This is a genomic window from Sphingomonas sp. LHG3443-2 (genome assembly GCF_049896405.1).
Classification (GTDB): domain Bacteria; phylum Pseudomonadota; class Alphaproteobacteria; order Sphingomonadales; family Sphingomonadaceae; genus Sphingomicrobium.
Genome location: NZ_JAFCUG010000001.1, coordinates 2,609,357 through 2,627,975, shown reverse-complemented (window position 1 = coordinate 2,627,975; position 18,619 = coordinate 2,609,357). Strand labels below are relative to the sequence as shown.

At 66.7% G+C, this 18,619-nt stretch carries 19 protein-coding genes; 6 read left to right on the top strand and 13 right to left on the bottom strand.

All coding sequences use genetic code 11. The annotated features are described in order from the left end of the window. Positions 1–98 precede the first annotated feature (98 nt). On the top strand, positions 99–1,844 hold the full coding sequence (locus ACP69Z_RS13300; protein WP_426267942.1) for a diguanylate cyclase: 1,746 nt from the start codon (positions 99–101) through the stop codon (positions 1,842–1,844). Here the strand turns inward: ACP69Z_RS13300 and ACP69Z_RS13295 are convergent. From ACP69Z_RS13295 to ACP69Z_RS13280, 4 genes are all read right to left on the bottom strand, one after another. Beyond that, positions 1,841–2,422, bottom strand: coding sequence for a TIGR02466 family protein (locus ACP69Z_RS13295; protein ID WP_426267941.1), 582 nt, complete (start codon positions 2,420–2,422; stop codon positions 1,841–1,843). The genes ACP69Z_RS13300 and ACP69Z_RS13295 overlap by 4 nt on opposite strands. Beyond that, complete coding sequence (gene pth / locus ACP69Z_RS13290; RefSeq protein ID WP_426267940.1) at positions 2,422–2,997, bottom strand: aminoacyl-tRNA hydrolase; 576 nt, start codon at positions 2,995–2,997, stop codon at positions 2,422–2,424. The genes ACP69Z_RS13295 and pth overlap by 1 nt, the downstream gene beginning before the upstream one ends. 48 nt (positions 2,998–3,045) lie before the next feature. Continuing rightward, a complete protein-coding gene (locus ACP69Z_RS13285; RefSeq protein WP_426267939.1) occupies positions 3,046–3,675 on the bottom strand; it encodes a 50S ribosomal protein L25/general stress protein Ctc in 630 nt (209 codons plus the stop codon). A gap of 117 nt (positions 3,676–3,792) precedes the next feature. Beyond that, positions 3,793–4,695 carry a pseudouridine synthase gene (locus tag ACP69Z_RS13280; protein ID WP_426267938.1) on the bottom strand — a complete coding sequence of 301 codons (903 nt, stop codon included), beginning with the start codon at positions 4,693–4,695 and terminating at the stop codon, positions 3,793–3,795. Here ACP69Z_RS13280 and ACP69Z_RS13275 point away from each other — a divergent pair. Then, positions 4,684–5,199 (top strand): response regulator, encoded by a 516-nt coding sequence (locus ACP69Z_RS13275; protein ID WP_426267937.1) that lies wholly within the window; start codon positions 4,684–4,686, stop codon positions 5,197–5,199. The two genes, ACP69Z_RS13280 and ACP69Z_RS13275, sit on opposite strands and share 12 nt — an antisense overlap. Before the next feature lie 2 nt (positions 5,200–5,201). Here ACP69Z_RS13275 and ACP69Z_RS13270 read toward each other — a convergent pair whose 3' ends face one another. Together ACP69Z_RS13270 and ACP69Z_RS13265 are read right to left on the bottom strand one after the other, a co-directional pair. After that, positions 5,202–5,897 carry an SRPBCC family protein gene (locus tag ACP69Z_RS13270; RefSeq protein WP_426267936.1) on the bottom strand — a complete coding sequence of 232 codons (696 nt, stop codon included), beginning with the start codon at positions 5,895–5,897 and terminating at the stop codon, positions 5,202–5,204. Then, positions 5,894–6,346, bottom strand: a complete 453-nt coding sequence (locus ACP69Z_RS13265; protein WP_426267935.1) for an aromatic ring-hydroxylating oxygenase subunit alpha — start codon at positions 6,344–6,346, stop codon at positions 5,894–5,896. The genes ACP69Z_RS13270 and ACP69Z_RS13265 overlap by 4 nt, the downstream gene beginning before the upstream one ends. 108 nt (positions 6,347–6,454) lie before the next feature. Here ACP69Z_RS13265 and ACP69Z_RS13260 point away from each other — a divergent pair, with 108 nt between their 5' ends. Next, positions 6,455–7,876: an AmpG family muropeptide MFS transporter gene (locus tag ACP69Z_RS13260; RefSeq protein ID WP_426267934.1), complete on the top strand. Its 1,422-nt coding sequence runs from the start codon at positions 6,455–6,457 to the stop codon at positions 7,874–7,876. Here ACP69Z_RS13260 and ACP69Z_RS13255 read toward each other — a convergent pair. The 4 genes from ACP69Z_RS13255 to ACP69Z_RS13240 are packed head-to-tail and all read right to left on the bottom strand — an operon-like array spanning position 7,873 to position 11,031. Next, positions 7,873–9,168, bottom strand: coding sequence for a bifunctional folylpolyglutamate synthase/dihydrofolate synthase (locus tag ACP69Z_RS13255; protein ID WP_426267933.1), 1,296 nt, complete (start codon positions 9,166–9,168; stop codon positions 7,873–7,875). The genes ACP69Z_RS13260 and ACP69Z_RS13255 overlap by 4 nt on opposite strands. Beyond that, complete coding sequence (gene accD / locus ACP69Z_RS13250) at positions 9,168–10,025, bottom strand: acetyl-CoA carboxylase, carboxyltransferase subunit beta (protein ID WP_426267932.1); 858 nt, start codon at positions 10,023–10,025, stop codon at positions 9,168–9,170. The genes ACP69Z_RS13255 and accD overlap by 1 nt, the downstream gene beginning before the upstream one ends. A 20-nt stretch (positions 10,026–10,045) precedes the next feature. Then, a complete protein-coding gene (gene pyrF / locus ACP69Z_RS13245; RefSeq protein WP_426267931.1) occupies positions 10,046–10,750 on the bottom strand; it encodes an orotidine-5'-phosphate decarboxylase in 705 nt (234 codons plus the stop codon). Then, positions 10,747–11,031 carry a hypothetical protein gene (locus ACP69Z_RS13240; RefSeq protein WP_426267930.1) on the bottom strand — a complete coding sequence of 95 codons (285 nt, stop codon included), beginning with the start codon at positions 11,029–11,031 and terminating at the stop codon, positions 10,747–10,749. Before ACP69Z_RS13240 ends, pyrF begins: the two co-directional genes overlap by 4 nt. 95 nt (positions 11,032–11,126) lie before the next feature. Here ACP69Z_RS13240 and ACP69Z_RS13235 point away from each other — a divergent pair, with 95 nt between their 5' ends. Together ACP69Z_RS13235 and ACP69Z_RS13230 are read left to right on the top strand one after the other, a co-directional pair. Beyond that, positions 11,127–12,476, top strand: coding sequence for a serine hydrolase domain-containing protein (locus tag ACP69Z_RS13235; RefSeq protein WP_426267929.1), 1,350 nt, complete (start codon positions 11,127–11,129; stop codon positions 12,474–12,476). 59 nt (positions 12,477–12,535) lie between these two features. Next, complete coding sequence (locus ACP69Z_RS13230) at positions 12,536–13,051, top strand: hemerythrin domain-containing protein (RefSeq protein WP_426267928.1); 516 nt, start codon at positions 12,536–12,538, stop codon at positions 13,049–13,051. Positions 13,052–13,094: 43 nt separating this feature from the next. Here the strand turns inward: ACP69Z_RS13230 and ACP69Z_RS13225 are convergent, their stop codons facing one another. Further along, positions 13,095–13,337 (bottom strand): glutaredoxin domain-containing protein, encoded by a 243-nt coding sequence (locus tag ACP69Z_RS13225; protein WP_426267927.1) that lies wholly within the window; start codon positions 13,335–13,337, stop codon positions 13,095–13,097. 100 nt (positions 13,338–13,437) lie between these two features. On the opposite strand from ACP69Z_RS13225, the gene ACP69Z_RS13220 reads away from it, so the two are divergent. Continuing rightward, positions 13,438–15,102 carry a DEAD/DEAH box helicase gene (locus ACP69Z_RS13220; RefSeq protein ID WP_426267926.1) on the top strand — a complete coding sequence of 555 codons (1,665 nt, stop codon included), beginning with the start codon at positions 13,438–13,440 and terminating at the stop codon, positions 15,100–15,102. On the opposite strand, the gene ACP69Z_RS13215 is transcribed toward ACP69Z_RS13220, so the two are convergent. Together ACP69Z_RS13215 and ACP69Z_RS13210 are read right to left on the bottom strand one after the other, a co-directional pair. Next, a complete protein-coding gene (locus ACP69Z_RS13215) occupies positions 15,099–15,593 on the bottom strand; it encodes a hypothetical protein (RefSeq protein WP_426267925.1) in 495 nt (164 codons plus the stop codon). The two genes, ACP69Z_RS13220 and ACP69Z_RS13215, sit on opposite strands and share 4 nt — an antisense overlap. 36 nt (positions 15,594–15,629) lie before the next feature. Then, positions 15,630–17,945, bottom strand: coding sequence for an ATP-dependent helicase (locus ACP69Z_RS13210; protein WP_426267924.1), 2,316 nt, complete (start codon positions 17,943–17,945; stop codon positions 15,630–15,632). Positions 17,946–18,619 lie beyond the last annotated feature (674 nt).

Genomic DNA, 18,619 nt, shown 5'->3' with positions numbered 1-18,619 from the left:
CAGGGGCGCGCGGGCAAATCCTGCGCGGTCCATCCGGAATGGCGCCAAAATAAACGTCATTTTCACTACGTCTTTGCCAGTGAAGAGCGATGGGTTCGATGATGTTGCTTTCTCGCCAGTGGATGCTGGCGGTCGCTTATGCGCTGCTGGCAGGAACGGCGGTCGCTCTGACCCGCTTCGATGGAGGCGTGGCGTTCTTGTGGGGCGCCAGTGCGCTGCTGATTGCGGCCCTGGTTCGCACCTCTACCCGCAATTGGTGGGCGCCGTTGGTCGCCTGCGGTACGGTGGGCGTTGCCGTGACCGGGTTCATCGGCCTTGGGTGGGCCGCAGCTCCGTTCCTGCTGGTTGCCAATCTTGGCGAAGCGGTGGTCGCGGCCATGTGGCTGAAGCGCGACGGCAGCGGGCGCGAGGTGATGGCGAGCCTGCGCTGGTTCTGGCGCTTCGTCTTGGCGATGATTGCCGGCCCGCTCCTGCTGGCACCGGTCGCAGCCACGACCCTGTGGGCCTCTGGCGGCGATCCCTGGGCCACCATGCTGCACTTCGTCATCGGCCATTCGCTCGGCAATCTGGCACTGACGCCGATTGCCTACATGTTGACCGGCCGTGCCGCACGGCGGGAAACGCGGCAGATCCTGACACGCCACAAGAAGAGCGCGCTGACACTGCTGCCGGTGGTCGGCGCCGTGACCTTTTTCACGTTCTGGCAGGTCGGTTGGCCGCTGCTGTTCCTGCCGGTGATGTGGGTGGTGTTCGTAACGTTTCGCCTCGGCCGTTTGGGCGCGGCGATCAGCCTTGCGCTGCTGACAGGCATCGGCGGCATCCTGACCGCCAAGGGTTTCGGCCCCATTTCGCTGAGCGGCGCGGCGCTGGCGGAGCGAATGCAATTCTTCCAATTCTATCTTGCCGCTACCGTGCTGACTGTGGTCCCGATCGCAGCCGACCTCCACAACCGCCGCAAGCTCCACGGCAGCCTGCGACGCACGGAGGCCGAATTCCGGATGCTGGCCGAGCAGTGCACCGACGTGATCATGCGCATCTCGGTGGACGGGCGCATCCTCTATGCCTCGCCCTCCGTGCGTCACATCACCGGCTATCAGCCCGAGGAGCTGACCGGCCAGCACAGCCGCATCCTGATCGATCCAGTCGACCTCGAACGAGTGCGAAGCGAGCACCGCCTGACCCTCGAGGCAGGCGGAGAGCCGCGGAGCTACAGTTATCAGGTGCGGATCAAGAGCGGCGAGACGCGCTGGTTCTCCACCCACGGCAGGGCAATGGTGGACGAAGACGGCGAAGCGGTCGAGCTGCTCGCCTACATCCGTGACGTGACCGCGGTGAAAGCAAGCGAGCGCAAGTGGGTGCAGGCGGCGCTGACCGACACGCTGACCGGCCTTCCCAATCGCCGCGCTTTCGAGCGGATCGCGGCTGGGCGCCTGGACGAGGCGGCAGCAAGCACCGATTGTGTCGCGCTGCTCGATCTCGATCGGTTCAAGAGCATCAACGACGGCTTCGGCCATGATGTCGGCGACCTCGTGCTGAAGCGCTTTGCCGAAGTGGCGCTGGCACTGACCCGGCCCGAAGATACGCTGGCGCGGATCGGCGGCGAAGAATTCGGCCTGCTGCTCGCAAACAGCTCGCCCGAGCAGGCTTATGCCGTGTGCGAACGGATCCGGCAGGAAGTCGGCCGAAGCCCGCTGGCAGAAGCACTTGGCGACCTTCGAATCACGGTGAGCGGGGGTGTGGCGAAGCTTGGCGCCGACGGGCTCGATGCCGCGCTCAAGGCCGCGGACGAGGCGCTGTACCGCGCCAAGAAGAGCGGGCGCGACCGGCTGCTGCTGGCCGCTTAGGCGAAGTTGAAGCTGACGCTCAGGCGTTCGCCGCGGGCGGTGCCGGGCAGCACCTCGTGCCGCAGCCAGCTTTCCCACATCAGGAGTTGGCCGGGGCGAGGGTGAACGGTTACGAAGGCCTGGAGCGGCTCGGGCGCGTCCGGCAGGCGCGTCGGCGCGGCCATCATCATCGGCAGGCGCGGGTCTTCGAAGCGGATCGCGCCGGCACCGTCCGGAATCTCGACATAGAGCGTGCCCGAGACGATCGAGTGCGGGTGGATGTGTGCGCTGTGATGCCCGCCGGGCTTCAGTTTATTGACCCACAGGCTGTCGAGCTTGGGCTTCACGTTCCACGCAAGCTCACGCGCGAAAGTGGCCGCGTGACGGGTCAGCGCCTTGGCTAGGTCGCCGAACACGGGATCGCGCCGGGGCAGATCGTTCAGCGAGGCGTAGCTGGTGTAGCCTTTGTAGCCATGCTCCTTGGCCCAGCGGCGGCCGGCGGAATCGTCTTCGGCAAGGCTGTGGATGGAGTGGGCGAGCTCGTTGAGATCGAGCTCTAGATCGGCTTCGTAGAGCGGCGTGGCGAAGAGTTGGCGCATCAACCGTCCTGCTGCAGCCGCATGGCGACGTCGCTCATGAAGCGCGCATCTTCGCCTTTCGCGAGCCAGTCGGCTTCGGCCGCGATGGCGGCGAGCAGGTCGGAGAGGGGCTCCATCTCGCTTTTGGCATAGTTGCCGAGCACGTGACCGGTCACGCGATCCTTGTGGCCGGGGTGGCCGATGCCGATGCGCACACGGCGGAAGTCGGGGCCGAGCGCGGCGTTGATCGAGCGCAGGCCGTTATGTCCGGCAAGCCCGCCACCGACACGCACCTTGACCTTCATCGGGGCGAGATCGAGCTCGTCATGCATGACGGTGAGCGCGTCGACCTCGAGCTTGAAGAAATGCAGCGCTTGCTGAACCGAGTCGCCGCTGTCGTTCATGAAGGTCTGGGGCTTGAGCAGCAGGACCTTCTGCCCGCCGATGCGGCCTTCGGCGATGAGGCCGCGAAACTTCTTCTGCCACGGGCTGAAGCCATGCACTTCGGCGAGGGTATCGACGGCCATGAAGCCGACGTTGTGCCGATGCAGCGCATATTGCGCGCCGGGATTGCCGAGGCCGGTCCAGATCTGCATCGATGGAGAAACTCCCCTCCCGCACGAAGGCGGGAGGGGAGAAGCCGATTACTCGGCGGTGGCTTCGCCTTCGCCACCATCGACGGTGGTGTCACCCTCGTCGCTCTTCAGCGCCGACGGGGCCACGATCGTCGCGATGGTGAAGTCGCGGTCGGTAATGGTCGGGGTCGCGCCCTTGGGCAGGGTGACCGCCGAGATGTGGATCGAATCGCCGACGTCGAGGCCCTTGAGGCTGATCTCGATGTCGTCGGGGATCTCGGCCGCATCGACGCTCAGTTCGACGTCGTGCTTGACGATGTTGAGCACCGCGCCGCGCTTGATGCCGGGGCTTTCTTCTTCGTCGACGAAGCGCACGGGCACCGCGACGGTGACCTTGCTGTGCTCACCGATGCGCAGGAAGTCGACATGGACAGGGCGGCTGGTGACCGGGTGGAACTGCACGTCCTTGGGGAGGGTGCGCGTCGTCTTGCCACCGGCGTCGATCATCACGACCGAGTTCATGAAGTGGCCGGTCGAAAGCATCTTGGCGAGGAGCTTTTCCTCGACGTGGATGCTCAGCGGCTCCTGATTGGCGCCATAGACAACGGCGGGGACCCGGCCCGAGTTACGCAGCTCACGGGAGGCTCCCTTGCCAGCCCGGTCGCGCGTTTCGGCGGTCAGCGTCAGCTGTTCGCTCATACGTGCATTCCTTTGAATTGAATTAGTGAACCGCTCCCCACGCCTCCAGGGATGACCATGCAGGAGCGAGCGGGCGCATAGCGGGGATGGGGCGGAAAGGCAATGTGGCTGCGCCCATCAGGGCTGGCGCGAATCCTTCGTCGCGGGAGACTTCAGCGTCTGGCGGAAGCGGAACAGCTCTTCACGCTGAACCTCGCCGACCTGGCCTGGGTCGAGGTCGAGCATGTCAAACGGGCCGTAGCTGACCCGGATCAGGCGGCTGACCTGCAGCCCGAGGTGTTCGAGCACGCGGCGGACTTCGCGGTTCTTGCCTTCGGTCAGGGCCAGCTCGATCCAGCAATTGGCACGGGTCCGGCGTTCGAGATTGGCGTCAATCGAGCCGTAGCGCATGCCCTCGATCTCGATCCCGTCGGCAAGCTCCTCGAGCTGGGCCTGGCTGACCTCGCCGAACGCGCGGGCGCGGTAGCGGCGGACGACGGCGGTGGCGGGGAGTTCAAGCTGGCGCTTCAACTCGCCGTCGTTGGTGAGGAGAAGGAGACCCTCGGTCATGAAGTCGAGCCGGCCAACCGGCATGACCCGCGGCAGGCCGCCGGGCATGCGATCGTAGATGGTTGGCCGGCCCTTGGGGTCGTTGGCGGCGGTGAGGCAGCCGGCGGGCTTGTAGAAGCGCCACAGCCGGGCGGCGGCCGGCGGGGCGACGGGCTTGCCGTCGACGGTCACGCCGCGCAGGTTCTCGAGCAGGGTGGCCGGGGTGGTCAGCACCTCGCCATCGAGGGCGATCCGGCGTTCTTCGATCATCCGCTCGATGTCGCGGCGCGAGGCGACTCCGGCGCGGGCAAGCAGCTTGGCGATGCGCTGCGGGCCGGTTTCGCGCGGCGGGCCGGGCGGTTTCCCGCGGGGGCCGCTGGGAAACGGCCGCGGGGGCCTTGCACCTGTAGCAGGCGAAGCACGGCGCGGAGATTTCGCGGCGCCTTGCGGCGGGCGGGGACCGCGGGGACCCGTCGGTCGTTGAGGGGGCACGATTACTTCCTCTTTGAAGGTCAGATGATGCTGTTCGGCACCCGGGAACGTCACGTCAAGCGCATCCTGATCGTCGAGGACGAGCCGTTGGTGGCGTTCGACAACGAGACCATGGTGGCGAGCGCGGGCTACACGGTCGTGGCGACGGTGGATAGCGTGCGCGAGGCGCTGGCCGTGCTGGAGCGCGAAGCCGCGCCGTCTGCCGAAGAGAGCGAGGAGGTCGCAGGCGGTATCGATCTCATCCTCACTGATATCCAGCTCACGGGAAAGCGCAGTGGCATCGACTTGGCAGCAGAAGCCCAGGCGCGCGGCATTCCGGTGCTGTTCGCCACCGCCAATCCGCCGGAGGCAAGCGACTGCAATGCCCTTGGTGTGCTGTGCAAGCCGTATAACGAGCGGCGGCTGAAGGCAGCCCTTAAGGCGGTGGAGCAGCTGCTTGGCGGCAAAGCCAAGGTCAAGGCACCGGACGGAGTGATCCTGTTCGAGCGGCGGCTCGCCGCCTGAGGTCAGTCCGCGAGCGCTTGCCCGATCATGGCGTGGAATTCGGCCACCCCATGTTCAAGCGTGCCGAGCATGATTTCCTCCACAAGGCCGCTGGCGAGACCTTGATGGCAGAGCGCGGCAGCGCGGAAGTCCTCGCCGGCGAAGGTGCCCGTGTCCAGCAGTGTCCAGCTCTTGTCCCAGTGACGTTCCTCTTCCGCGTCACGCGGTGCGGAAGGGATCAGCATGATGTCCTCGACCAGGGTGCGCCCGACGTCCTGCGGCCAGCAGGTCAGGACGTTGAGGTAATCAGGGCTCATCACCAGGATGGTGTTGGGGAAGAGGTGGTAGGTAAAAGTCATCGCCTTGCGCACTTGGCGCCAGTCGTCGCGGTCGATCCGAGCGAGATAGTCGGTGCGCCCGACCGCCGCGCGCTGATGCGGGCCGATTCGGTCGGCCACGGTAATGCCGTCGGCGAAGAACGGCGCAATGGTCTGCGCGTGCAGGCGCTGAACGTGATAACTTTCGAGGAAGGCGTCGATGATCAGCTTCCAGTTGGCGGCGACGTCGTGGGTGTGGCGGCGGTAAAGGTGGAGGTTGCCGAGGGCGAAGGCGTCTAGGTCGGGTGCGAGTGCCTGGGCCGGCGCGAAGTCGGCGGCCGGATCCTGCGCGAACCAGATCAGGCCGCCGCTTTCGATTGCCGGAAAGCGGCGCAGGCTCATCGCGCCCTTATCAAGCCGGGGAAGCAATCGGCGCGGGGCAGTCCGGCGAGCGCGCCGTCGGGCATGTAGGCCCATGCGTGATAGGGGCAGACGATCCGCTTGGCCGGGATGATGTCGGAGCCTTCGACTAGCCGCGTGCCGCGGTGACGACAGGCGTTGGCGAGAACGTGGACCTGGCCATCGCTGTCGCGGCTGACGATCAGCGGCACGCCATAGCCGTCGTGGGCAACCGCGGTGCGAGGTGAAGGCAGCATCGCCGAGGGCCCGAGCACGAGCGGCAGGCGGGCGAACAGGTGCTGCTGCTCGGCGGCGAAGCGGGCCTCGTCGGTGTAAACGGAGGCCGGCAGCCGGACGATCCCGTCGCCCAGCATTTCACCGCCGCTTGCCAGCCGTTCGGCAAGCGCGAGCTGGCCGGGTGTCGGGCGGGTGGGCGAGGGGATCGCATCCATCGCGGCAGAGTGCGCCGGGTGGCAGGCAAGCGCAAGCACTCACGGGCTGTTCAGGCGAAATGCGGCTGCTAGGGTCTGGCGCGAAGCGTTTGGTTTGAAGGATTGCGAATGAACGGTTTGCAGGTAGCGATCTTTGTCGGGTTGCTGGTGTCGCTCGGCCTGCTGGCGACCCGGGTCGAAAGCTTCCGGCCCTACCTGCGCAAGCGTCCGCTGGTCGCATTCCTGCTCGGCATCAGCAGCGGCTTTCCGCTGACCCTGCTGCTGTCGACCATGACCTTCTGGCTTTCCAAGGTCGGGATCGACAAGGCGACCATCGGTTTCGCGGTGGGCCTGACCACGCCCTATACGCTGAAGTTCCTGTGGGCCCCGCTGGTCGACAAACTGCCGCTGCCGGTTCTGACGCGTGTGTTCGGGCAGCGCCGCGGCTGGCTGTTCTTCATCCAGGCCCTGCTGTTCCTCGCCGTGTGGCAGCTCGGCGCCAGTAATCCGCAGGTCGGGTCGATGGGGCTGTTCGCCTTCTGGGCGATCGTGGTCGCGTTCCTGTCTGCGACGCAGGACATCGTCATCGACGCCTATCGTATCGAGATCCTGTCCGATGAGGAAATGGCGCACGGCACCGCGACCAACCAGTTCGGCTATCGCACCGGCAACCTCATCGCCGGCGCCGGCACCATCTTCATTGCCTCCACCGAAGGGCTCGGCATGGGCTGGGCGGCGGCTTATGCGCTGACTGGCTTGGCCATTCTGCCCGCGATCATCGGCGCCTTGTGGGCGGGACCGGGGCGCTACGTCGATCGCCATGTGGCGGCGAGCGGAATGACGGCGGGGCAGTGGCTGCGCGAAACGGTGGTGAACCCGTTCCGCGAGTTCCTTGGCCGCAATGGCGCGTTCCTGATCCTCGGCTTTGTCCTCCTCTACAAGGTCGGAGATGCGATGGGGCAGATCATGCTGAGCCCGATGATCGTGGAGCTTGGCTTTGCCGACCTCGATTACGTGTCCGCCAACAAGGCATGGGGTTTTGCCGCGCTGATCGTCGGCTCGGCGCTGGGCGCGCCCTTCATCCTGTGGCTCGGGATGGGCCGGGCGCTGCTGTTCTCGGGCCTGCTGATGATGTTCTCGAACGTCATGTTCATGCTGCTCGCGATGAGCGGCAACAACTACTGGATGCTGGTTGCGGCGGTGGTGACCGAGAACCTGACCAGCGGGATCGGGTTGACGGTGTTCACCACCTATCTCTCCGGCCTGTCGAGCCTGGCCTATACGGCGACGCAATTCGCTTTGCTATCGAGCTTTGCGGCGGTCGGACGGACATGGCTGTCGACCCCGGCGGGCATCGCGGCGGAGAACCTCGGCTGGGTCGGCTTCTGGGGTCTCACCATCGTCGCGGCGATCCCGGGCATGTTCCTGCTCTGGCTGCTGTGGAGCAAGGGTTATGTCGTGCAGTCGGTGCGCCAGCCGAGCACGGAGGATGACGGCGAGCCGCTGCGCACGATCCCCGAACAGGAAGCCCCGCCGCCGCGCCCGGCCTAGTCTGGCGCCTCGTCATTAAGCGCGAGGACCTCGCCGGCAAGGTAGAGTGAGCCGGCGATCAGCAGGACCGCTTCTGGCGGAACGATTGCGGTGGCGGCCTGGAGGCTAGGCACTGCACGGGCGGCAAGACCCTGCTCGGCGGCGATCCGCGCCAGATCCGCCGCCGACATGGCGAGCGGATGGTCGAAGCTGATGGCGTGAACCCCCGCGACCCGCCCCTGAAAAGGAGCAAGCAGTCCAGCGGCGTCCTTGGTTCTCAACGCGCCGACGATGAGGTGGATCGGGCGGCCCTCCGCAAGGTCCGAGATGCTGGCCGCAAGTACGGCGGCGGCCTGGGCGTTGTGGCCGCCGTCGAGCCAGGCGTCGCGGGTGCCGATCAGCGGGCCGGGGCGCAGCTTCTGGAGGCGGGCGGGCCAGCGAACCAAGGTCATGCCGCGGGCGAGCGAGCCGGACGGAACAACGAGTGCCTGTTGATGGCGCAGCATGGCAACCGCCAGCGCGGCGTTGTCGGCTTGGTGTGGGCCGGGGAGGGCGGGCAAAGGCAGGTCGAGGCTGCCTTCAGCGTCGCCGTAATGCAGCCGGGCGCGGTCGACATGGCTGTGCCAGTCCGCACCCTGCACGAACAGGCGCGCACCCTTGGCTTTAGCGACCTTGCGGACCTGAGCGGCGGCGTCTGATGGATGCGCAAGCGTGACCAGTGGCACGCCCCCCTTGGCAATGCCGGCCTTTTCGCCTGCGATGGCGGCCAGGCTCTCGCCAAGCCATTGCTGGTGATCGAGGCCGAGCGCAGCGATGCCGGTAACCGCTGGACGCTCGATCACGTTGGTGGCGTCGAGGCTGCCGCCCATGCCGACCTCCAGCACCAGGGCGTCGGCGGGGGTGCGGGCAAAGGCGAGGAAGGCGGCGGCCGCGGTGGCTTCGAAGAAGCTGGGCGCGATGTCGGCGGAAGCGTCCAGCACCTCGCCGAGCAGCGCACCCAGCGCCTCATCGTCGATCAGGCGGCCGGCGAGGCGGATGCGTTCGTTGAAGCGGACCAGGTGGGGTGAGGTGAAGACGTGGACGCGAGCGCCGGATGCTTCCAGCGCGGCGCGCAGGAAGGCGCAGGTCGAGCCCTTTCCGTTGGTCCCGGCGACGTGGAACACCGGCGGGAGCTGCCGTTCGGGGTGGCCGAGGCCAGCCAGAAGCTCACTGATCCTCTCGAGCCCGAGGCGGTCGCCGCCGGGGCTGAGCCGTGCCAGCCGGTCGAGCTCGGCCTGCACGCCCGGATGATCCGAGCGGGCGCCGTCGGCCATCAGGCGGCCGCTTGGCTCGACGGTGCCAGATAGCCGATCAGCTGACCGAGGCGCGAGCGCAGCTCGGCGCGGTGGACGACCATGTCGATCATTCCGTGCTCGAGCAGATATTCGGCGCGCTGGAAGCCGTCGGGCAGCTTCTCCCGGATGGTCTGCTCGATCACCCGCTGGCCGGCGAAGCCGATCAGGGCGCCCGGCTCGGCCAGCTGCACGTCGCCGAGCATCGCATAGCTGGCGGTGACGCCGCCGGTGGTGGGGTCGGTGAGCACCACGATGTAGGGAAGGCCAGCTTCGCGCAGCATCTCGATCGCGACGGTCGCGCGGGGCATCTGCATCAGGCTGAGAATGCCTTCCTGCATGCGCGCCCCGCCGGCGGCGGTGAAGATGATGAAGGGCAGCTTGGCAGCGATTGCGGCCTGCACCCCGGAGACGAACGCCGAGCCGACGGCGACACCCATCGAACCGCCCATGAACGCGAAGTCCTGCACGCCGACGATCGCCTCATGCCCTTCGATCCGGCCACGGGCATTGAGGAAGGCGTCCTTTTCCTCGGTGGCGACACGCGCGGCCTTGATCCGGTCGGTGTACTTCTTGGTGTCGCGGAACTTGAGCGGGTCTTCGCGCACGTCGGGCGTGGCGAGGAGGGTGTATTCGCCCTCGTCGAACACTTGCTCGAAGCGGGTACGGGCGCGGATTCGGTCATGATGGTCGCACCGCGGGCAGACCTGGAGATTGTCTTCCCATTCCTTGGTGAAGACCATCGCATCGCAATTCTTGCACTTGTGCCAGAGCGTGTCGGTGGTCTGGCGCTTGGGCAGGAAGGTGATGGAATTACGGACCCGGCTGAGCCAGCTCATGTGCTTGTCCTTGAGGAAATCTATGCGCCGGCGGTTAGCGCGGGGCGTGGGGTGAGGGAAGCGGCGATGGCGCGGGCCGCCTCGGCCGGATCCGCGGCAGCAGTGATGGGGCGGCCGATCACCAGGATCGAAGCGCCTCGGCCAAGGGCGTCGGCCGGGGTCAGCACGCGCTTTTGATCGCCGACCGCACTTCCGGTGGGACGAAGGCCCGGAACGACGAACGTGCCGCCAGGCCAGCGCGCGGCGGCGGCAGCGACCTCTTCGCCCGAGCAGACGATCCCGTCACAGCCCGCGGCGCGGGTAAGGTCGGAAAGGCGCTCAACCTGCTCGGCTGGAGAAGCGGTCACGCCGATGTCGGCGAGGTCGGCGCGGTCGAGGCTGGTCAGCACGGTGACCGCCACCACCTTGCAGGCGGGCGGTGCGGCGGCCTTCGCGGCTTCCAGCATCGCGCGTCCGCCCGCGGCGTGGACGGTCAGCACCGCTGGCGCGAGCGGCGCGAGCGAGGCTACCGCCTTGCCGACAGTGTTGGGGATGTCGTGAAGCTTGAGGTCGAGAAAGATCGGTAGCCCCGCTGCCCCAAGCGTCCGGACGCCGGCGGGGCCGTTCGCGGCGAAGAACTCGAGTCCCAGCTTTAGGCCCCCAACATGCGGCGCGACTGCCTGCGCCAATGCCTGTGCAGCCGCAAGGTCGGGTGTGTCGATGGCGACGAAGATGGGGTTGCTCACAGCGCGAGATCTCCGTCGGCTGCCGCGACCGAAGGCGCGATCTGCGGTGCGGGCGGATTGGCGACCGACAGCCGCCGCTCCAGCCGCCATTGCCGTGTGCGCATCCACAGAAAGGTCGGCAAGAAGCCGAGCAGCGCGGCGATCAGCACCAGGATCGGCAGCTTCACGTCGGCCTGGAGCGAGCCCCACAGGTTGATCGTGACGTCGAACCAGTTGTTGCGGGCAATGATCGCCAGGAACACGGCCAGGACGACCCAGAAAAGCGTTCGCAGGAACTGCATAGCCGTGACTTAGAGCCGAAGGCCCGGCTTGGCCAGCATTACGCCTGTTCGTCGCTAGGGAGCTTCGCTTCGCCGCAGCAGTGAGCGCCATGTAGTTGAGCCTCGTCGCCCTTCGCTCCAAGCCGGCAGGTGGGGAGGATAGGTCACTGAAGAAACGCGTCATTGCTGGCGCGGGCGCCGTCTTGTTGATGGGCGCCGCCATTGCCAGCATTCGGGTCGTCGAGCCCGTTGGTACAGCCAACAGCCAGGCGGATCAGATCCGAGCCGCGAGCATGCAGCTCGCCAAGGTGCAGCCGGCCGCGCGCCAGCGGGTTGATTATGCGCGCCTGGATGCGCGTCTGAAGCGGTTGGCGGAGAAGCCGACTGTGGTCGGGCTGGCAGTGGGCGTGGTCGAGAATGGCCGCATCACTTTCCTGTCGGGCTACGGCGAAACGGTGGAAGGCTCAGGCGAGAAGGTGAGCGCCGATACGGTGTTCCGCTGGGCGTCGGTCAGCAAGGGTGTCGCCGGCACCATGGTCGCCAAGCTCGCCGAGCAGGGCAAGATCAGGCTCGACGCGCCGGTGGTCAATTATGCGCCGGGGCTGAAGCTCCCGGCCGGTAACGAATATCGCGCCAGCGTGGCCGACGTGCTGAGCCACCGGCTCGGCCTGTATCGCAACGCGCTCGACAACAAGCTGGAGGAAGGGCAGTCGCCGCAGGTGCTGCGGGCCGAGCTCGCCAGCCTCAACGCCATCTGTCCGCCCGACACCTGCTGGTCCTACCAGAACATCGCCTTTGACGCGGCGAGCGACATGGTCGCGCGGGCGACCGGCACCACCTACCAGGACGCGGTGCGGCAGCAGTTGTTCGGACCGCTCGGTATGACAAGCGCGACGCTGACCCGCGAAGGGCTGGTCAGCGCCAAGAGCTGGGCCCGCCCACACAGCGTGGGCCGTCGTCCGCTTGAGGTGCTGGAGCCATATTACCGCGTGCCGGCAGCGGGCGGGGTCAACAGCAACATCAAGGACATGTCCTTGTGGATGATCGCCCAGATGGGCGGCATGCCGCAGGTGCTCGACCAGAAGGTGCTCGACACCATCCACGCCCCGCTGGTGAAGACACCGGGCGAGCGGCAGCGGCTGCGCAAGTTCCTCGAGCGGATCGGCGAGGCGCATTACGGGCTTGGCTGGCGCTCTTATGATTATGCCGGGCGGCGGATCATCGGCCATCGCGGCGGGGTCAACGGCTACCGTTCGCTGATCTTGTTCGATCCCGCCTTGAGGAGCGGGGTGGTGGCGCTGTGGAACAGCAATACCAGCCAGCCGGGCGGGCTCGAGTTCGAGGTCATGGATATGCTGCATGGCCTGCCGTTCCGCGATTGGATGGAGATCGACAAGGCAGGCGGGCCGACGCCCGAACCGGCTAGCGAGGAGATCGCCACGGTTGGCAGCGGAGATCGGCGCTAGCGGAACCTTCCTTCCGGCCGTCCTGTTAGGCCTCCTGAACAATCCTTTCGGAGACCGACATGGCCGACGCCGCCCCCGACGCGATTACCCTTCTCAAAAACGACCACCGCGAGGTGGAAGACCTGTTCAACAAGTATGAGAAGGAGAAAGGCGCGGCCGCCAAGCGCAAGATCGCAACTGAGATCGCTACGGCGCTGATCGTCCACACCCGGGTCGAGAACGACCATTTCTACCCCGCTTGCGAGGGCAAGGTCGACGAGGCGGATCTGAAGGAAGCCTATGTCGAGCATGACGCGGCGAACGTGCTGATCGCCGAGATCCTTGCCAGCACGAAGGGTGACGAGTTCGCCGAAGCCAAGGTCAAGGTGCTGAAGGAAGAGATCGAACATCACGTCGGCGAGGAAGAGCGGTGGCTGACCGGCATTTTCAGCCAAGCCAAGCGCCACGGCGTCGATATGGATGCGCTGGGTGTCGAATTGGCGGAAGCCAAGGCGCGCTACGAAGCGGAAATCGCCAAGGACGGGCCGAAGGTGCACCTCGACGCCCTGAAGAAGACCAAGCTCGCTACGGCTTGAGCCAGGGGAGCGCTCTGGCCTCGGCCGGAGCGCTCCCGATCAGTCAGGCGTGGGCGCTTAAAAACTTCTCGAGATCGCTGCATCCGCCGATGGTCTTGCCGTCGACCACGATCAGCGGGGTGGTCGACAGCCCATGCTCGGCCTTGAAGGCATCGGTTTCTTCGCGCGTGGTGAGCTGATGCTCTTCCACCTCGAAGCCATTGTCGTTCAGCAATTGCAGCGCGCGGCGGCCGAACGGGCATTCATGATCGGGAAGGACCATGCGGGTGATCTGGGCCTTGGGCATGGATTATGCTCTCCTGGAGTGAACAGCCGAAGCGCCCGGACGCACTTGGCGGTTCCGGCCCCGGTGGTCATTTGCAACGATCCGGACTATGGGCGGCGCCATGCTCCATCAACATCTCCCTTCGGCGCTCGCCCGGGCGCTCGAAACGCGCGGCTATGAAACGCTGACCGAAGTCCAGGACGCGGTGTCGACCCCCGAAGCCGTCGGCCGCGATCTCCTCGTTTCCGCCCGCACCGGCTCGGGCAAGACCGTCGCCTTCGGCCTTGCCATGGCACCCGATCTTCTGGGCGAGGCCGAGCGGCTGCCGTTTTCGCTGAAGCCGCTGGCGCTGGTGATCGCGCCGACCCGCGAACTCGCGCTGCAGGTGTCGACCGAATTGCAGTGGCTCTACGAAGCAGCTGGTGGCCGGGTGCTGACCTGCGTCGGCGGCATGGATCCGGTGCGCGAGCGCCGCGCACTGGAAAATGGCGCGCATATCGTGGTTGGCACGCCGGGCCGCCTGCGCGACCATCTCGAGCGTGGGGCTCTCGACCTGTCGAGCCTTAAGGTCGTGGTGCTCGATGAGGCCGACGAGATGCTCGACATGGGCTTCCGCGAAGAATTGGAAGAGATCCTCGATGGCGCTCCGGCCGAGCGGCGTACCCTGCTGTTCTCCGCCACCCTGCCCAAGCCGATCGTCGCGCTGGCCCGCCGCTATCAGCGCGATGCGCTGCGGATCAGCACGGTCGAGACCAGCGCCGGGCATGGCGATATTGCCTATCAGGCGGTCACGGTCCGCCCGACCGACGTCGAGCATGCGGTGGTGAACCTGCTTCGCTTTCACGAGGCGGAAACGGCGATCCTGTTCTGCGCGACGCGCGAAGCGGTGCGCCGCCTTCACGGCAGCCTGTCCGAGCGCGGCTTCACCGCCGTCGCCTTGTCGGGCGAGCATAGCCAGGCGGACCGTAACCGCGCGCTCCAGGCGCTGCGCGACAAGCGCGCGCGGGTACTGGTCGCAACCGACGTCGCCGCGCGCGGCATCGACTTGCCTTCGGTCAGCCTCGTGATCCACGTCGAATTGCCGCGGGATGCCGAGGCGCTGCAGCACCGCTCGGGCCGCACCGGCCGGGCGGGGCGCAAGGGAACGGCGGTGCTGATCGTGCCCAACATGCGCCGGCGCCGGGTCGAGGGAATGCTTCGCCTGGCCCGGATTCCGGTCGAGTGGACCGACGTGCCGAGCGCCGAGGCGATCCGCGACCAGGATCGTGCACGCCTGCTTGCGCAGTTCGACGAACCGCAGCCGCAGGACGAGGGCGACGCCAATCTTGCAGCGGCGCTGCTGGACCGGCTGGGACCGCAGGGCGTGGCGCAGGCGCTGGTGGCGCGGCTTCACGCCGATCTGCCCGCGCCGGAGGATTTGCTTGAAGGTCCAGGCGATGACGGGCCGCGCCACGGCGGCTTCGACGGGGCCGGGTGGTTCAAGATCAACGCCGGCCGGCGTCAGGGCGGCGATCCGAAGTGGCTGCTGCCGTTGATCTGCCGCATCGGTCACGTGCCCCGGACCGAGATCGGCGCGATCAAGGTCGCGGCGATTGAGAGCTTCTTCGAGGTGAGCCCGCGCGCGCTGCAGACGTTTATCAAGGCCCTTCGCAAGAATTCGCCGGCCATGGCGCAGGACGGGATCATCGTCGAGGCGAGCACCAGCCCCGACGAGCATCACGCCGCGGGCGGCGGTCCGCCGAAGCCGCGCCAAGGCCCGCGCGGACCCCGCCCGCCGCGGCGCTAAGCGAGCGATTTCTGCAGCTCGGCCTTGGTCATGGTCGAGCGGCCTTTGATGTCTCGCTTGCGCGCTTCGGCGAGCAGGTCGGCCTTGGTCGGCTCGCCTTGGCGCGCGGCTGAGGTCTTGCGCGCGACATCCTTGGGCTGGGCGGAGAATTGCTTGCCCTTGGCGCTGTCGGTCCGCTTCTTTGCGGTGGTGCGCTTGTATTCGCTGTCGGTGAGCGCCTCGCGCGCCTTTTTCGGAAGGTAGCGCTCGCCGGTGTCGCCGCTTTCCTTGCCCGACTTGGTGCCCCACTCCTCGCGGGTCCATTCGGCGAGATGATTGTGCGGGTCTTTCTTCCCGCGATAGCCGCCGCCGGCTTTCTTGTATTCGGCAACCGCGAGTTGCGCCTTGCGGGCCGACCATTCGCCCTTGTCGCCGCCTTTGTCGCCAGCGGTGACGCGTTTCTTGATCTTTTCCCAGAGCGCAGGATCGGTCTTTTCAGCGGTTTCTGACATGCCGGAAGAACCGGCTGGCGAGCGATGCGGTTCCGCTCAGCCGAGGCTGACGAAGCTGTCGAGCACGCGCTTGCGGCCGGCGTGTTCGAAGTCGATCTCGAGCTTGTTGCCCTCGATCGCGGCGATTTCGCCATAGCCGAACTTGCCGTGAAACACGCGCTGGCCGACCGACAGGTCGTCGCGGCCCTTGTTGCCGAGGCTGACCGCCGAGACGCGGGCCTCGACGATGCGCTGGGGCACGGGGGTAAAGGTCTGCGCCGCGCGGCCGAAGCCGGGGCCGCGGGTCGACAGGCGGTCGGGGCGCTGGGCGGCGACATGGGCGAAAGGATCGCCATGCTCGCTCCACTGCGCGCGCCACAGCGACTCGCCGCCGGTCATGGTGGTCTCTTCCTCGATATGCTCCTTGGGCAGCTCGCCGACGAAGCGGCTCGGGATGCTGCTGGTCCACTGGCCGTAGATGCGGCGGTTGGCGGCGTGGAAGATGGTCGCCTTCACGCGCGCCCGGGTGATCGCGACGTAAGCCAGGCGCCGTTCTTCCTCGAGGCTGGCGGTGCCGCCTTCGTCCAGCGCGCGCTGCGAGGGGAATACGCCTTCTTCCCAGCCGGCGAGGTAGACGATCGGGAATTCCAGCCCCTTGGCAGCGTGGATGGTCATGATGGTGACCTTGTCGCCGGTCTTGTCTGCGTCATTGTCCATGACCAGGCTGACATGCTCGAGGAAGGAGGGGAGGTTCTCATACTCCTCCATGGCCCGCGTAAGTTCGGCGAGGTTCTCGAGCCGGCCGGTGGCTTCGGCGGTGCGCTCGGCCTGGAGCGCGGCGGTGTAGCCGCTTTCGTCGAGGAGCTGGCGGGCGAGCTCGGCATGGGCCGGCGGGGCGCCGAGCGGGGCAGGGGTGTCGGCGGCGGCGAGGTGCATTTGCCGCCAGCGCGCGAAGTCGCCGACGAAGCGGCCGAGGCTGCGGCGGGCCTGCGGGGTGAGCTCATCGGAATCGAGCATCTGCGCGGCCGCCAGCAGCAAAGGCTGGCCCGAGGCGCGGGCGTAGCGGTGGATGGTCGCCACCGCCTTGTCGCCGAGCCCGCGCTTGGGGGTATTGACGATACGCTCGAACGCGAGGTCGTCGGACGGGCTTTGCACCAGCCGGAGATAGGCGAGCGCGTCGCGGATTTCTGCGCGTTCGTAGAAGCGGAAGCCGCCGACGATCTGGTAGGGCAGACCAATGGCGATGAAGCGTTCTTCGAATTCGCGGGTCTGGAACTGGGCGCGGACGAGGATGGCGATGTCGCTGAGGCTGCCGCGGCGCTGGTGTTGCTCGGCTTCCTCGCCGACCCGGCGGGCTTCTTCCGGGCCGTCCCATACGCCGACAACCTTGACCTTCTCGCCCGTGTCGACCTCGGTCCACAGATCCTTGCCGAGGCGGCCCGAGTTGTTGGCGATGAGGCCCGAGGCGGCGCCGAGAATGTGCGGGGTGGAGCGATAATTCTGCTCGAGCCGGATCACCGCCGCGCCCGGAAAGTCGCGCTCGAAGCGGAGGATGTTGGCGACCTCGGCCCCGCGCCAGGAGTAGATCGACTGGTCGTCGTCCCCGACGCAGCAGAGGTTGCGGCGCGGCTCGGCAAGCAGCTTCAGCCATTCGTACTGGACCGCGTTGGTGTCCTGATATTCGTCGACCAGCAGATATTTGAAGCGGGTGCGGTAGCGTTCCAGCACGTCGTCGTGCGTGCGGAAGATCACCAGCATGTGCAGCAGCAAATCGCCGAAGTCGCAGGCGTTCACGGCTTTAAGCCGATCCTGATACTGCTTGTAGAGGTCGGCGCCACGGCCGTTGGCAAAGGCTTCGGACTCGCCCGCATCGACCATGTCGGGGGTCAGGCCCTTGTTCTTCCAGCGATCGATGAGAACCGACAGCTGCCGAGCGGGCCAGCGCTTCTCGTCAATCTCGGCGGCGACGATCAGTTGCTTCATCAGGCGGAGCTGGTCGTCGGTGTCGAGGATGGTGAAATTCGATTGGAGCCCGGCAAGCTCGGCGTGGATGCGGAGCATCTTGGCGGCGATCGAGTGAAAGGTGCCGAGCCACGGCATCCCCTCGATCGCGCCGCCGCTGATGCGGGCGATCCGCTCGCGCATTTCGCGCGCCGCCTTGTTGGTGAAGGTGACCGCCAGGATTTCGCTCGGCCACGCTTTGCGGGTGGCGATGAGGTGGGCGAGGCGGGCGGTCAGCGCGGCGGTCTTGCCCGTGCCCGCGCCGGCCAGCACCAACACCGGGCCTTCGGTCGTCAGCACCGCTTCGCGCTGCGGCGCGTTCAGGCTCGCGAGATAGGCAGGCTCGGGCGACAGGGCAGCGGATTCGGACACCGCTAAGCAGGTAGGACGAGGAGAACGGAACGGCAACAGCGCGGCCCGTAACGATTGCTCCCGATATCCCCGTTATCCACAGCCTCCATGCTGCCGAATCCGCTTTGCGCGACTCAGGAACTCGGTCATCTTCTCCAGGTGATCGGGGGGCAACCGGCCCTCTCCTCCAAGAGACCCGCAAGGGTCAGGCGGCAGGAAAGGAAAGGAACTTCCGATCTCCGCCGGCACGGCGACGAAGTGGAATTCGGTTTTGCAACGATTGGGCTTCCCCAGGATGCCCGGACGGATCGAACCGGAGGATCTTCGAAGCGAAGCCGGCAAGAGGCGCCGGAAGAGATGATCGTCTCACCGCCGCAGGCCGGGTCCCCCGCAAGGGTGTGATCAGGGCAGCGCGAAAGACGATGGTCCCAAGAAGGGCCGCGAACGGACGGTTGGTGGCGACTTGAGCTGGAACTGGCTTGCCAGGAAAAGCGAGAGAAGCGGGTCCAGGACCGAGACCGAGGCTTGGAAGCCGAGGCGTTCTTCGGAGCGCAGCGAGTTCGAAGCGGAGGCGAGGACCAAGACCGTCGGAGCCGAACGGTGAGGGAAGCAACGGTCTTCGGACCAGCGCCGATCGATCCGGGAAGCGCCGGCAGAGCCGGGTGAAAGCGACGCAAAGGCCGAAAGGCTGGAAT